Source organism: Lunatimonas sp. (genome assembly GCF_020832325.1).
In the GTDB taxonomy this organism is placed as follows: domain Bacteria; phylum Bacteroidota; class Bacteroidia; order Cytophagales; family Cyclobacteriaceae; genus Lunatimonas.
The window spans coordinates 1-16,142 of the sequence record NZ_JAFIEU010000049.1 but is presented as its reverse complement, the minus strand read 5'-3'; the positions used below and the strand labels follow the sequence as shown (position 1 = coordinate 16,142).

9 protein-coding genes are annotated in these 16,142 nt (G+C 46.4%); 1 reads left to right on the top strand and 8 read right to left on the bottom strand.

Annotation, left to right across the window (positions count from 1 at the left end):
• Positions 1 to 147: transposase (locus JJU34_RS21885; protein WP_366512727.1), on the bottom strand; the 147-nt coding region annotated here is incomplete at its 3' end.
• 692 nt (positions 148 to 839) lie between these two features.
• Between JJU34_RS21885 and JJU34_RS19230 the strand changes: the two genes are divergently transcribed.
• Positions 840 to 1,469 (top strand): Uma2 family endonuclease, encoded by a 630-nt coding sequence (locus tag JJU34_RS19230; RefSeq protein WP_228694050.1) that lies wholly within the window; start codon positions 840 to 842, stop codon positions 1,467 to 1,469.
• A 312-nt stretch (positions 1,470 to 1,781) separates the two neighbouring features.
• Here the strand turns inward: JJU34_RS19230 and JJU34_RS19225 are convergent, their stop codons facing one another.
• The 7 genes from JJU34_RS19225 to JJU34_RS19195 all read right to left on the bottom strand — a co-directional run bounded on the left by JJU34_RS19225 (position 1,782) and on the right by JJU34_RS19195 (position 15,961).
• Positions 1,782 to 3,161, bottom strand: coding sequence for a carboxypeptidase (locus JJU34_RS19225; protein WP_228694049.1), 1,380 nt, complete (start codon positions 3,159 to 3,161; stop codon positions 1,782 to 1,784).
• A gap of 156 nt (positions 3,162 to 3,317) precedes the next feature.
• Entirely contained in the window at positions 3,318 to 4,817 is a 1,500-nt protein-coding gene (locus JJU34_RS19220) for a DUF3863 domain-containing protein (protein ID WP_228694048.1), read from the bottom strand.
• Positions 4,818 to 4,919: 102 nt separating this feature from the next.
• A complete protein-coding gene (locus tag JJU34_RS19215; protein WP_228694047.1) occupies positions 4,920 to 6,335 on the bottom strand; it encodes a sulfatase-like hydrolase/transferase in 1,416 nt (471 codons plus the stop codon).
• 177 nt (positions 6,336 to 6,512) lie between these two features.
• Positions 6,513 to 8,252 carry a RagB/SusD family nutrient uptake outer membrane protein gene (locus tag JJU34_RS19210; RefSeq protein ID WP_228694046.1) on the bottom strand — a complete coding sequence of 580 codons (1,740 nt, stop codon included), beginning with the start codon at positions 8,250 to 8,252 and terminating at the stop codon, positions 6,513 to 6,515.
• 91 nt (positions 8,253 to 8,343) lie between these two features.
• A complete protein-coding gene (locus JJU34_RS19205) occupies positions 8,344 to 11,640 on the bottom strand; it encodes a TonB-dependent receptor (protein WP_228694045.1) in 3,297 nt (1,098 codons plus the stop codon).
• A gap of 343 nt (positions 11,641 to 11,983) precedes the next feature.
• Positions 11,984 to 13,345, bottom strand: a complete 1,362-nt coding sequence (locus tag JJU34_RS19200) for a sulfatase-like hydrolase/transferase (protein ID WP_228694044.1) — start codon at positions 13,343 to 13,345, stop codon at positions 11,984 to 11,986.
• Positions 13,346 to 13,540: 195 nt separating this feature from the next.
• A complete protein-coding gene (locus JJU34_RS19195; protein WP_228694043.1) occupies positions 13,541 to 15,961 on the bottom strand; it encodes a family 78 glycoside hydrolase catalytic domain in 2,421 nt (806 codons plus the stop codon).
• Positions 15,962 to 16,142 lie beyond the last annotated feature (181 nt).

The following is a 16,142-nucleotide window of genomic DNA, read 5'->3' as shown; positions in this document are numbered from 1 at the left end:
CCCCTTACAGTAATTGGTGTGTCCGCATTTTTTGCAGACATACCCTTCCTTCCATTTGAGCTCTGCCAGATACTTATAGCACTCCCTGTCCGAGGGAAACTTCTCCTGAAATTCGAATATGGAGAGACTCTTATACCTTTTTTCCATGAAAACCGTGTTTCAGAGCAATATAGGTATATTTTAGCCATTTTCAAAATGCCTAATTAAATAAACCAATTCCGAAAAATCATCCAAAAAAGGATTCATCAAAAAATTTGGTTAGGCATAATAAATCTGAATTAATGAAACTATTTCTAATAGTCCTCAAAAGAAAGGTACTAAGATTACAGGGCTACGCCCCTAGGTTTGGTCACAAAAATTTATTGGTGGGACTCTTTATACTCAAGTTCCGCAAAACGTACTCTATTGAGCAAATAGGGCTGTAGTTGCTACCAAAACAGTTTACCCTACTTTATCCTAAATGAGGTGAAAAATTAAAAAATTAACTTGGATCGCCCGATCATAGTCTAATTAAGCCAAATTAGTAGCAACCACGGCTGGGTGTAGTTATCCCTCCCTACAGCCCGGCCCAATCCTAAACAGTCCTAAGGACTATATTTTTACGGATTGTCCTACCTTTCTATCCTTTCCATTTTGCAATTGGAAATGGACAGAATTACCAATAATCCACGGCCTTCAAAGCTTCTAACCCAGCATACTTTATATTGAAAGTAATCAATAATTTGGGACAATAAATTGACTCTTTCGAAAATGAAGAGCACTCGAGTTCCCAATAGTTGTAGTTATTTATAAGAAAAGATATGTCTTTGATTTATCACTAATTTCCCTATGTTTAAACTATGAATGATCCTGATACTCCCAACAAAGTTGAAGAGCCTTTTTCCGAATACCTGCCTGCCGGACAGGCGGATGGAAGATATACCTATGCTGACTACGTGACCTGGCAGATCGATGAAATGGTGGAGTTGATTCGAGGTAAGGTATTTAGACAAGCCGCTGCACCTAGGGTAATCCACCAACGGGTTGCCGGGAACGTGATTGTGGAGCTCTCTAATTATCTAAAAGGAAAAAAATGTGAGGCATTCATTGTTCCCTTTGATGTCCGCCTTCCGCTAACATCAAAAAGAAATGAAGATATCGATACAGTAGTGCAACCAGACATTTACGTGATTTGTGATGCTCGTAAAATCGACGAATCCGGTTGCTTAGGTGCGCTGGATTTAGTAGTCGAAGTCCTATCTCTAGGGAATAACAAGAAGGAGCTGCAACATAAATACGAGGTATATGAAGAATCGGGTGTCAAGGAATACTGGGTGATACATCCGAATGAATGCACTCTATTGGTGTATACTTTAATCAACGGACGGTATGATGCATCGAAGATTTTCACCCATGGCGACATGGTTTCTTCAAAAATTATTGAGGGATTTGTATTAAATTTGGAGGACGTGTTTTCTGATTGTTTATAAGGACTATGGGTAAAATTTTTAGTTAGCTATTGGCTGGAATACCAAGCAATTGGTTTGTAGGACGTTCTTTAGTAAGCCATTGCAAATGGCATTGAAGAGATTTCGACTGCAAAGGAATTTAGGAATATTAGGGTGTAGGGGATTCTACACCCAGTCGAATGTCCCGAGGATTCGTCGATCTATAAACGATTTCATCTGTCTATAATTGATTTTTAATGGTCAGATGGAATTTCGCATGTTTGATAGTCATCCCAGTGTGTGACGGTTACGTCATGCTCGATTTTCCTACATTAGAGGTATGAACAGCCTACATCAATACCTTGCCGGTTCACCCTTCTGAGGGATGGTTTGTTGAATAAATTCCCGGAGGTCATTGGTAGAGGTTACCAAATCTTCCTCCCTCACATACATCATGTGGCCGCTTTCATACGCTTTAAAATGTAAACGGTCTTTCATTTTACCGCTTGGATCAAGCTTCCACATGCCATTCATCTGCCTAAAATAATTTACCAACATATCGTAATATCCTGCTTGAAATAACACTTCAAGACGGGGGTTCTGCATCATCGCATTACGCAATTTCTCTCCGGTACCGTCCGTAAATCTATCCCAAGGCCAGGGAAACACAGAACCCGAAACCTGGTATTGCAGGTCTGTTTTAAATTTTAAATCATCTCGAAGATATGCATTAATGGCAGGAGTGAAGGCATTATCCCAAGCCGCTGCCTCCGGAGGACTTCCGGTAAAGGTATCGCCAGCATCCACTTTATCTATGCCCTTATACCGTGCATCGGATAAACCCAGAAAATATCCTTCTTCCCTTAATAACTCTTTTCTGAAAGCACTAGTGGGGACTGCCAGATTGTAATTCAATATGAATTCCTTTTTGAGACCGGTGTACCGGGCCAATTTTTCGGCAACCTCCTGTTTCTGATTTTCGTCGATAAATCCACCTCTTTCCACCGCTGGTAAATATTGCTCAATGGCATACTTTTCAACTTCTGAGAGAACTTCAGTAAGACTTTTTTTCTGCAGATCTTCCGGTAGCTTTTTGTGATACCAGGCTACCGCAGCGTAGTTCGGGATTTGTAGTACTTCATTACTTGCGATAGGTAGCTCCATTTTAGTACCGGATACAATAACTACTCCGTTGAGGTAAATCCCATGGTGGTCTTGCAGTTCACCGGATAAGCCAGCTACGCGTGTTGCCGCATAACTCTCCCCAATCAGGTACTTGGGGGATCTCCAACGTCCTTGTCGTGATAGGAAATTGTCAATCCAGGCAGCCAAGTATTTAATGTCTTGATACACTCCAAAAAAATCTTCCCGCTTACCGTCATTCAATATGCGTGAAAAACCCGTATTAACCGGATCAATATATACGATATCTGCTACATCTATAATGGAATGTGGATTATCGACGACACCATAGGGCTGTATGGGATATCCTTCGTCACTTATTTGCAGCCGTTTCGGACTTGTATAGCCCAAATGCATCCACAGCGATGCAGCTCCTGGCCCACCATTGAATGAGAATGCGATGGGTCGGTTCTCTACCTGATCGACGTCCCGTCGTTTGTAATAGGTATAAAACAACGCAGCATCAATTTCTCCATCTTTACCGTATACCGGCTGAGTTCCTACCGTAACTTGATAGGGAATTCGTTTGCCGTTAACCGTTACTTCATTCAAAGAGACAAGAGCAGTGTCGGCCGGCAATGTATTCCTTTGGGCATGCACAGTAGTAGCGCAAGCAATAAATAGAAGTAAATGGAATATTGTTTGGTAGAGAAATTTACAAGCTCTAGGATACATAGTGACGTATTTATTTGGGGGTTAAACAATTGCTTACTTGATTCGACTAGGATGCTCTTCGGTTAACAAAACAGGGTATCGTTGTTTTATCATCGCCTGCTCCTCAGGGCTTAGTTCATCTATTTTCGTTGCCACATCCTCTGGCCTTGTTCCTTTTTGGTTTAGGCGGTTCATCAAACTCCAATTGCGTATGGGCTGCCCGGGCTGGGCGTCTTCGGGTTCGGAGGCTTCCAAATCGTACCTGGTAAAGTCGATCACCTTCTCAGGAGTCTGGGCAATCCAGTCCCTGAGGGTCGCCATACGAAAATCCTTGTTCATAAACCAGCGGATCTCCATCTCCGGTTCAGACCCACAAATGCCAGACCCTCGGTGCACAAACTGATAATCCATGTCGTCGTTGTTTTGGTAATGTTCCCGCCAAAGCATGCCGAACTCCCCGTGGGTAATCATCTGGGCATCCGGCCACCTGCGACGGATTTCGCTCAACCACACGGTCAACCCTTCCATGCCATTACGCCCTTGGTAAAAGGGGAAAAGCTGCCTAGCCTCCACCAAACTGAGTTCCCAGGTGGAAGTCACCCAAGCGAACCCATTGAGGTCAAATCCCTTGTCAAAATGGGTGGACGTGGTTGCTAACATTTGCCGAACACCCAGTTCGGTACCTAGTCGTATCACCGTCTCAATAGGCCCCACGCCCATCCTACTCCCGCAGTTCACTCCATCGATTCGTCTCGCACCCGGGTATCTAGCATTCAAAAAATCAACCGTCCACCCGTCGAGGTTTACGCAGTCTATCCGATCCTCCTCGCTTTGGGCAGGTTTGCAGTAGTGCTCTGTAGAGGGATAATAGGGGTATACAATGGAACCATCCCCATCCCCGTTATCCACGGCATACTGACTCCAAATGGTGCCCTGACACACGTGGATTCCTTCCTCTTCTGCCAAGTACCGTAGGTTTTCGGCCGCCATAAAGCCCGCTATTACGGCTTTGGGACGGTAGCCATTGCCTACCATTTCAGAGACCTTTTTCAAGCCTTCGTGCAGATCCAAGTTGGTCTGCGCCCGCGAGTTGTACATGGGTGAAAAATAAGCACCTGGAATAAAGGTAATCTCATCCCCGTATTTCTTCTGGTAGGACACGATAAGTTTACGTAAATCCCGGTAGTTTTCGCGTTCATCGTGTAGGGCCAGCCAACTGAATGCCCAGGTCATGCGGGCACCCGGCCAAGCGTCTGCGATCGCTTCCCGTAGGATACGGGCTTCCCGGGGGCTGTGAACGGACGATTCATCCACTCCCTTCGCCTCATTTCTGGATACTTCAATCTGGTTTACCCGCACCACGGAAGCAAAGGTAAGGAAGCGGTTTCCCATCAAGGAAAGTGGTGCTTCTTGATCAGTAGTCAACAAAGAGGCATGTTTGAGCTCCGCACCCGAAGGTTCCGGTTGACCGATCAAGGCAGTCCAACTTACCAGACACACTCCTGATAGGAGCAGTGCGGCCCATACGTATCGGTTAATGATTTTTTTGTACATTCTATCAAATTTCAAAATATCAACATATTCAGCCGCTATACACCATCTGTTTCTGCATAGAAGACCAAAGGGCATACGGATTTTTTATTTAAAATGAAGGCATCAATCGGGCTGTACAAGCTGGTATTCAACATCATAAAACATCAAGTGACGTACTCTCCAACTAGGGGGTTCCAGGAACAGTGGCTGTGGCAGCCGGTGATCCCAATCCCCCAATTCCTGCAACATGGCCTTTGTCCTATCCAGATGAATAAGTGCCAGGTTGTTGGTTTCTGCTATATCCGTCGATAGATCAAAGAGCATGGGAAGTCTATCGGGCAGGCGAATGAGCTTCCAATTACCCAGCCGATAGGCCATGGAAACTGTATATCCCCATTTCATGGGCCGAGAGGGGATGGTTTTGCCGGATCCGGCTAAAAACGGCAACAGGTCCATTCCATCTAGGTCTTCTTTTGACGACACAGACCCTCCAGCAGCATGTACAAACGTCGGAAAAATATCCAACGCTGATACCACCTCGCTTACCTCCACGCCGGTATTCAGTTTTCTAGGCCACTTAAAAATGAAAGGAACTCGGATACCGCCTTCCAACAAAGTGGTTTTCTGCCCTCGAAAGGGCGCATTGATGGAACCGTTTGCGATCGGATCAACAGCAGGTCCCCCATTGTCACTTAGAAAAACAACCAAGGTATTCTCCTCCAGTCCTTCAGACTGTAGGGCATCCAGCATCTTCCCTACATTTTGATCCAGCCGGTATACCATCGCGCAATAGGTTCTTCTCAACTCATCCTCGATGTGAGTGAACAACGTCAGATCGTCCGATCTGGCCTGCATGGGTGAGTGGGGGGCGTTAAAGGAGGTCAACAGAAAGAATGGACTTTCTTTGTGCCTTCGGATAAAATCAACGCTTTCATTCCCGATGTCATCCGTCATATAGGTGAGGGGCCCGGGAGTTTTGTAATTGCAATATATGGGAGATAAGAGATCTTCGCCGTCGGCTGCTGCCTCAAAATAGTTATGGCCGCCACCCAAAAAACCCCAAAACTCGTCAAACCCTCTTTTAAGGGGATGGAATTGCGGCTTTTCGCCTAGATGCCACTTGCCAATCAGCCCGGTAGTGTATCCAAGCTCGCCCAGCCTATCGGCTAACGTTGTTTCGCTGAGTGGAAGACCTTTAAATTCAGGGTCGAACCCGGGTTGGTCAGGGCCAAAGTTATTGTTGAACCCGAATCGTAGCTGATTCTTTCCGGTTAATAGACCTGCACGGGAAGGGGCACACACGGTGGATGATACATAGGCGGTTTTGAATACAATGCCCTCCGCACCCAAACGGTCAATGTTCGGAGTAGGTATTTGCTTGCTTCCGTGCATGCTTAGGTCTCCATATCCCAGGTCGTCTACTAGGATTAGGATCAGGTTGGGGGGTTCTTTTCCGAATCCCGAGAATGGCAGGCAGATTAGAAAGAGACAAAGCTTCAGTGCCGTATGAATTCTCCTAAAATCGGTAAAATCAAGCATGTACGTATCATTCGTTTTAACTGGTTAAATTTTACCCTAGGCAAGTCCCTCTATAGAAATTAAAAGGTGCTAAAGAGTTAGGCGAAAAAATAGGCAAGGTTAAAGACTCCGAGGGAAGACCTTAACCATGCCCATAGTTCGTTTTCACTTTTTTGCCACTACCTTATGACTGACAGACTACCAACCTGGATTTTGCATTAGGTTGGTATTCAACGTCAACTCATTGGTGGGCAGCGGCATCAGATAGTCTCTGTTTGGATTAAATCCAAACGTACTGCCCGGACCACTGAGTGCATTTTGGTAAGGGTCAAAAAACCCAGCTGCATTCCTCGGAACCGCCGGAGCGATGGCGATTAACTCGGGAGTGGCAAAGGTTCCGACAAACCTGGTACCAACCCAGTAGTTGTGTGCTCTCCAGCGCATGAGGTCATCAAATCGAAACCCTTCAGCAAACAACTCCACCGTTCGTTCTCTCCTGATTTCATGAAGGTAATCAGGAAGTGCGTAGCCGTAATTAGGCCAGTTCGGATCCGGTGTGATGCTATTGAGAATCAAATGGGGCATGCCTACCCGATCTCTAATCACGTTGATGGTTTTATCTACATCCGCTTGGGTCAGCGTACCCAATTCAGCCTTGGCCTCTGCATAGACTAGCATGGCCTCCGGCAATCGCATGAAAATATAATCCACGTTATGGTTTTGGATACCAACTGCCGGATCTACTACGATATGTCGGAACTTTCTAGACTCTATACCGGTACCTGAATTCAGTACATCAGGCCGCAGGAAGAACGTGGTATCCGTGCCTTGAATTCTACGGATGTCGGTGGGGACCATCACGGTCTGCGCGAGGCGGGGATCCCTGTTTACCTGAATCACGTCCAATGTCGCATCCCCCACAAAATTTGGACTTACTGCGATAGGCAGTCCATCTTTGCTCAGGAAAAACTTAGTTGCCTCGTGGGTGTATCCATAGGCATTTGGCCAGTTCCATAATTGATTGCCAAAGGTATTCCCGTGGGTTTCCCGATCATAATGTTTGTAAAAAATAACCTCCCGAACACCCGCATAGTTGGTTCTGTTAAACAGGTCCGCATATACCCTACTGGTGTCTCCCATCACGAGTGAAAAATTCCCCCCGTCGATTATTTGTAGGGCGGCGTCCGCTGCTTGCTGAAGGAATCCTCTTCCGTCCGTTTGACCCTCAAAGGGTGTCCCTCGATGGTACTTTTCCCAAGTACCCTCGTACAAGCAGGCTCTTGCCTTAAACATTAGCGCAATGTCCTTGCTCAACCTTGTTCCAGGCGTGGCCAGCTGATGGCTATGGCGCATTTTTGAGATGGCAATTTCCAGGTCGCTAAGGATAAAATTGAATACTTCGGTACGATTGTTTCTAGGGGCATACAATATATCCTCGTCGTCCTCATTGACTGCTTTCGTGATAATTGGTAACGCACCAAAACTTTTCATCATTTCATAGTAAAACCATGCCCGGAAAAAGTGTCCTTCTCCGACGTAATGATCCGTCATGTTCGTGCGTGCCTGAACGCGATCGACATTATCCAGAAAATAGTTGATGTTCCGGATATTCACCCAGTTCCAGTATTGAGCTGATGCTGATGCGGGAACATTGATAGCTCCATCCAATCGGGGAGTCCAACTAGCTCCAAAGACATTGATGGCAGGCAACGCAATATCTGTTCCCCTATCCTTTGTAGGAGCAGATCCGCCGCCGGAAGGAGGCCAGCCGTCAAAGGTGTCATAGAAGGTATTGAGAAATAATTCCATGTCGCCTGTAGAATTCCAAAACTCTGGATCAGAAATCTGATCTAGTGGAACCCTGTTTAGGAAATCATCGTCGCAGGAATACAGTGTAGTTCCTACGAGAAATGCTATGATATAATAAATCGATTTCATGTTTTTTTGCTTTTAAGATGTTCGGAGTGAATATTCCTGTCTTTTTTCACAGAAGAGTTTCCACTTATGCTCGATCTCCAGTGATTACTTGTTAGAAATTAAGGTTTATGCCCGCTGACATGGTCCTACTCAATGGGTAGGCATCACCAGCACCATACCATCTACCTGCCAATGCCTCCGGGTCAAAGAACATCAAATTAGAAAATGTCAATAAATTTTCACCCGATACATAAATCCTCGCATTGCTCAGCAAAACCTTTTTTGCAATGTGCTGAGGGATCGAATAACCCACTTGAAGGTTCTTAAGTCTCAAATAAGCAGCGTTTTGTAGCAAATGATCCGTGGGTCTACCATAGTTCTTTTGGTTCTCGCCAAAGAACTGCGCATAGGGTCTTGGAAAATAGGCGTCGTAGTTTGGTCCCAACGCGCTCGATTCGTCTCTCCAATAATCCAAATGCCCCTCTAACACATTGTTGTGCATGGGCCCTGCCGCAGGTCCTCTGAAAACGGCGCTTTGGCCGAAAGTCCAATCTCTCTTAGCTACACCCTGGAAAAAGACGGATAGATCAAAATTCTTCCAGCTGCCTCCTAGGTTTAGGCCGTAGGTATACCTTGGGGTGGTATTTCCCAGAATGGTAAGATCCCCTGGATTATCAACCGTATTGTCCCCGATATTGATTCTTCCATCCCCATTGAGATCCTTGTACCTAAAGTCACCCGGTCTCCAAATTCCGGGATAGATAAAGCTTTGATCTACACTTTCGTTGATTTCAGCCTGTGATTGAAAATGACCATCATAAAGGAATCCCCAAATTTCTCCTAATTCTTGACCTATATAGTAGATGTTGTTGCCCAACAATCCTGTTGGATTGGTATAGTTAACAACTACACTTCTGTAATCGGCCAACTGTCCTCTAATCTGGTATTTGATGTCGGACCCAATAGTACCTTTATAGCCGAACTCAAACTCCCATCCTCGGGTCCTGATCTCACCTTCATTTCTTTTTGGCACAGTTGTCCCCAATACAGCAGGCAGCGGTCTGCCGGGAGAAACCAAATCCTTGGTCCTGGTTTCATACACCTCAAAGGTGAAATCGAGCTGGTTATTTAATAATGCCACGTCCAATCCAAGGTTGGTCGTAGCCACTGTTTCCCAAGAAAGATTTACGCTAGTTAGATTAGGGGCCCCTACGGCCCAAGCACGATCATTTCCAAATAACCACTGATTTGTCTGACGAATAGGCAGGGTAGGTACGTACAAATAGTTATCAACATCTTGGTTTCCAAGTCTTCCGTACGATCCTCTAAACTTCACCAATTCTACTACGTTAGATTTTGGGAAAAAGCCTTCTTCTGAAAGAATCCAACCGGCCGAGGCGGATGGGAAAACACCCCTTCTGCGGCTAGGCTCAAACCTGGACGAACCATCCTGACGCACATTGACCTCTAGGAGGTATTTTTTGTTGAAGATGTAATTCAAACGCGAGAAAACACTCTGTGTACTCCAGTGGCCGATTTCGTCTCTTACCAGTTGATCCCCTACAGAAGTACTGATTGAGGGTACCGCGTCGCTCAGCATAAAGAAACTACGTGCAAATAGGCTACTATAGTCCCATATCTCGTGCTGATAACCCACCATCACCTGAAATTCATGCTTTCCAATCTCTTTGCCATACGAGGAGTAGATGTTTGGAGAGAAATAGTTATTCCTGATCAAATCATTCTCATACCGCGTGGCCTGCCTGCTTTGTGGCTCCAGGGCTATTTCACCGTTCGGTCTCACCCATGGCCATTGCTTGGCTGTTCGCGTATCTTCAATTTGATCCGAGGTAAAGTTGAATTGGGCAGTGGTTACCCAACCTTTGATAGGCTCTATATTGATTTTTGGAGACAATACAATCTGATTGCTTTTGATGCGCTGCCGCATACCTCTCCATTCCTCTACCCGTGTCTGCATGGTCCAGATATCTGAGTCGGGATATTTTGCCGGCGTTCCAAACTTGATCTTTCCAATCCAGTTCATGTACCATGCCCGGCCAAAATCGCCGTTCCACGGGAAGTCCTCATTCTCTGACTTGTATTTGGTAAGAAACTCGATGTTCATCCAAGGTGTCACTTTAGCGGAAACCTTGGCATCCACGTTAAATCGGTTGAAAGACTCATCACCGAAACGCAACAATCCATCTTCGCTATAGTAACCTGTAGATAAGTAGTAATTTACATTCTCGTTTCCCCCTGAAATGGCAATGTTATGCTTGGTCCGCATCGCCCGGTCCCGCATAATCAAGTCAGAAATACCATCATTGGCGACACCGAAGGTACCCGTATTCAATATATTCCAGTCATTTGCTCCTGGCATGGGCAGCATGCCGGGTGCACTACCGGGGACTCTTAAGTTCTGCTCCAAGCGCTGAAGCGCTTCTGCCGGATAAGGCGGCGTACCACCAAAGTTCGTATTGGCATCGTTCAATGCATGTGCCCAATCCATTCCTCCTTGCAATCGCGGCCATATCGTGGGACTGCTAAAGCCCACGTTGTTGGAATAGGATATCCTGGATCCCGTAGTTCCTCTTTTGGTGGTAATCAAGATAACACCGTAGGCAGCCCGCGCTCCATAGATAGAGGTGGAAGCCACGTCCTTCAAAACCGACACGGATTCTATATCGTTGGGGTCGATATCGTTGATGTTCATTGGAACCCCATCCACCAACACAAAAGGAGCTGTACTACCTTCAAAGGAGGCTAGCCCCCGAATACTCATATCCATACCTGCACCGGGTTCTCCTCCGGCGTTGTTTGGCGTAATCACCAAGTTACTTACCAAACCCTGTAAGGCTTGTTGCACATTGGTTACGGGTCGGTTTGCCATGTCCTCACCTCTTGCAGTGGACACAGCACCTGTTAGGTTGATCTTCTTCTGAGTGCCGTACCCTACTACTACAATTTCTTCCAATCCAGACACCTCCGCCTTCAGCACGATATTTATCGTCGTTCGGTTGCCTACCGGAACCTGCTGGGATTGAAATCCGATAAATGAGAAAACAAGTGTGGCATTATCCGGAACAGTGACATTGTACATTCCATCGATATCGGTTACGGTGCCAATGGTAGAACCTACTACGGTGATGGTTGCTCCCGGCAATGCTTCCCCATCCTCATCGGTCACTTTTCCAGAAACCCGAATATCCGGGTGAAGGGCTGATGGCTGATCTTTCGCATCTCGATTTTCGTTGTTTGCCCTGAAAGACGAAAATCCGTTTTCAGCAATTACCAAAGACGTTTGCAAGGAAAAGAACAGCAGGCCCATCAAGATCGATAAGCCGAATCTCTTCCTGTGGAAAAGCCTCGAACAATGGCTGAAGTTTAGGTTAGTAAAGTTTGTATACATATTGTCTATATGGTTAGTTTAACAATATGAAAGGTAAAAATTTGCCTTGGATTACTTTTCCATCATATTAGCCAAACAATATGCTATTTTATCATATTTCATTCGGTCAGCTTTCCGGTCACCAAGCTACAAACCGGGCAATAGACCGATGCTTCGTCCAGCCACCTGTAAAACGGTACTATAGAAGGATCCTTAAATAAAAATATAGATCCTAGGTACTGCAAAAATCACGAGGAAAAATCACCATCATATAACTATTCAAAGAATAGACCAGGTTGCGACATTGCTGCGGCTAGGTCGACGATGGCTTAAGTTAAACAAAAGACTTTCTGTAAGCATACATTTACTCTTTTAAGAATCGTTCCTGAAAAAATCCTGTTAGGTGGTCCTTGGTTTGCCGCATGTTCCTAACAAGATGTCCCTTTAAACGCGTCGCGATCTCCGTATATTCTGGATCGTCTATCAAATTTACCAGTGCATCCGGATCAGCCTTTAGGTCGTACAGCTCCTCCGGCACCCGGTACTCATAATGCTTCAACCGCTCGGAGACTAGGGAATCGACGGGCGCCCCATCTTTCATTGCTGCGTAGGTCCTACCGCTAGAAGCATCTCCGCGGATTTGGTGCTCCCCATCACTCCAAAAATTGACAATATAGCCAAAATCACCCTCCTGCACACCGCGCATCGGATAATCGATACCGGCAAAAATCCGGTGAAACTCCGTGAAAACCAGGTTTCGGTTAGCCTGTGTTTTTCCCTCCAGTACCGGTAAAAAGGATTTTCCATCCATATCTGCCACTTCAGGCAGGCGAAGGGCATGCAGTACCGTCGGCATATAGTCTATGCCGGAAATAAAATGGGTATCGTCTACGCTCCCTTCTTTGATCCGGCTGGGCCAGGATACTATCCAAGGCGTTTTGTTGCTGTTTAGGTAGCAGTTGGACTTGGCAAATGGCAGCGCCATCCCGTTGTCACTGAGAAACATGACCAGGGTATTTTCCCGCTGACCGGACTCTTCCAATGCCCGAAGGATGGCACCGACCGTCTGGTCCAAACGGAAAACGGAGGTGTAATACTCGGCGATCTCTCGGCGTACCTCAGGCAAATCCGGTAAAAAAGCCGGCACGGTGACCTCTTCCGGTGTAATTTCCCGAGTAAACACCGGCAGGTCCGCCCCCCACGCATTTTTTTCTTGATCACTGCCAGCAAAGGGCCGGTGGGGATCGTGGCTATTCGCCATTAGAAAAAATGGCTTGCCCTCCCGTTCAGCTTTTTGGATAAACTCTTTGGTAAAGCTATAGAACAGCTCAGGATCTCTTCCAATCCCCAAGCCGGACGCCAAGTCTCCTTCGGTAACAAAGTAATCCCAAAAAAATCTGTTAGTCGGCTTAAGGTGAATTTCCTTGCCCAATATCCCATTCAGGTAGCCGGCGTGATGCAATTGTTCTGTCAGTGTCGGAACACCGTCCTTTATCGGCTCAAATCCCAAGGAACCATTGGTACGGGGATACCTTCCAGTCATGATTGATTGACGAGAGGGCTGGCAAACGGCAATATTTACATAGCCTCGATTAAACCGCATTCCGCCTGCTGCCAGCTTGTCCAAATTCGGCGTGATATTTTCTACCTCGCATCCATAGGCCCCAACGGAATTATAATTTAGGTCGTCCGCAGTAATCAGCAGGACATTGGTAGGTTTGTACACGTGCGATGTGTTTTCGGGTGCAGTACAAGCCAAAAAAAAGACAGAACAAGAAAAAAGAACGCACCAGGTAATTCGCGATGTACTCATAAAGACTTATAATTAATCGGTTACTATTTAAACAACCCATGTTATACATATTTGCGGCATAGAACAAGCCATCTATACCTATTTTCAGCGGTAGGAAGCCAATTTCCGCTAACCAGACACAACCACTTTATAGCTTCCTCCCTCAAGCGTAAATTTCCCAGGAACAGAAGGATCGGTTATTGAAGGCTGGAAAGCATTCCCATCCTTGGTGATCGAAAGCCCTTGGGATGCCTTCATATCCAAGGAAACCGAAGCCACACTTCCCACGGGTATATTTAGATCGTATACGACAGAGTTTCCCGGTTCTCTTCGCCAGTTGGACACGATATCGCCATAGGGAGATCTGTACGAACAGGTAATCGAATCCAAGCCTGTGGGCGTCCTCGGTGCCAAAACAAATTCTTTGAAACCGGGCTGATCGGGGTTCGGTCTTATTCCGCCCAGCCACCTATAATACCATTCCGTTACCGTCCCGAACATAGGATGACAGTTTGTAAACACATTGTCGCTTTCTTGCCAAGTCTCCCAGATGGTTGTAGCGCCCCTGCTGATCATGTGACCCCAACCTGGAAATTTGGTGCTGTTTATGATCCCGTAAACCTGATCTATAGGGACAGACTCCGAAAGGGTCTCCAGCACGTATTTAGTCCCAAAGATGCCGGTATTAAATTGGCCGGAAGGACCGTTTCTCACCGCTTGCACCAAAGAATCCCTCGCGGCACCCAACTCATCTTCTGGGATGATCCGGTGGAAAAGCAGTGTAGAAAACAAGGTCTGCCTATTGATTCTCTCCGTAACCGGCTTATCCCAAAACTCCGCTTTGATGATAGATCTCAATTTTTCGGACAGTTCGGCAAATCGCTGCTGGTTTTTCGTGTCGCCCATCACAGAGGCAAAGGTCTCCATGATTTCAGCACACTGTAGGTAATGGGCAGTACCGGTCAGTTGAACAGGTACCGGTTCAAGGGATTCGTGATCACTCAGACCACTGTCCACCAACCCCTCCGGATGAATCCTAGCTACCTTATCCATCCATGCCAAGTTATCCTCATACAGCTCATGTACCAAATCAGTCTCATCATAGTACAGGTACAGGTAATATTGAGTGATTAGGTAAGCGGATTCCCAGCTAATCCCACAGTATTTGATACCCGCAAAGGGCGCAGTGTCTACAAAGATGGAATCATTCATGGCATCTACCCAATCATAGACCGTCTTTCGGTAAAAATCCCGCATATCGAAATTGTAGATAAAGGACTCAGCAGTGGCATTCAGGTCACCACCATAGCCAAACTTTTCCCTCACGGCGCAGTCCGATTGCACGCTGATGAGATTCGACAAGAAGGTTCGCCGGGTTGCGTCCTGAATTTGGTTTAACAGGGAATTCGAACTGGTAAAGTGACTTTCTTTTTCCACGTTGGTATGAAAGTACAGACCCGTGACATCGGTTAAATGCGGAGGTTTCTGCAATCCGACTATTTCCATATACCGAAACGTGTGGTACGTAAAATCAGGACTAAACCAGGTAGGTTCTGTATCGACTACGTAGCTGCTCGTTTGCCAAGCTATCGCAGGTGCACCGGCCCCCCCGATCCCAGGCCGCTTGATTTGGCCAACCACCGTTGTCATGGGATTCAGCGTCCCGTCTTCGTACAGCCGTTCCCCAAACCGCACCGTAATGGTGTCACCGGCATTTCCAGCTAGCCGTATTTTATAGGTTCCGGTAAAGTTCACCCCCATGTCCACGATATACACATCCTTTTCGATCTCATTTATGGATTTTGGATGTATCTCCTCGGTTACCTGTACCGGTGGAAAAAATGCCGCTTGGAGTTGCCCTCCCGGACCCTCTCCTACCTGCGCCGAACTCCAGTCCGTATCGTTAAAACCCGGCCTGTCCCATCCTGGTATCTCCATCCTCTTGTCATATAGGACACCCAAATACACACTGTTTTTGATCAAAGGCCCATAGGAATATTTCCACGACTCGTTTGTACTAATTTCCTTGGTTTTCCCATTTGGATAGTAAAGAACCAGTCTTGCAATAAAGGTTGGTTTGCCTACGTTCAAGTCCTCCCTGGGATTTCTCCTCCCCCACTTCCGCATGGGCAGCGGACTGTAAAACCCGTTGCCCAAGCTTACTCCTAGGCAGTTTTCCCCCTGTTGAATCTGCGTAGAAAGGTCATATTCCGCATAATAAATCCGCTTGGTATAATCTGTCCAAGCGGGATCGAGGATGTTTTTGCCGATGGCCTCGCCATTCAGCGTCGCCTTGTAATAGCCGGCCGCGGTAATAAAAAGTTTGGCGCTATCAAATTGGCTTTCTACCCCAAACTCTTTTCGAAAGAGTGGTGCCGGATTGGGCAGGTAGAAAAGTGAATCTTCTGTGGGCAGCTCCCTCTCTACTTGTATCCATTGAGCCCCTGTAGATTCACACAATCCACAGTCCGCTTGTGTGGGTCTCTCCCCACAGGAAACGAAGACCACACACGCAATTAATAAAAAACCGATTTTGAAGGCATTTATCATACTTTTCGATTCGTTAAGTATCTAATTCGGTGAAGGTTTCAGAAAGAGGCAAAAAGCAGCGTCTCCTTGCGCAAAGTTGGCTTTGCCCTATTCCATTGGCAAAGAGCAAATATCGGGCTTAGCAAACCCCAATTCCTCCATCATCTTAGCAAAAAGGCATGGTATTTTAACCTACTTGGAC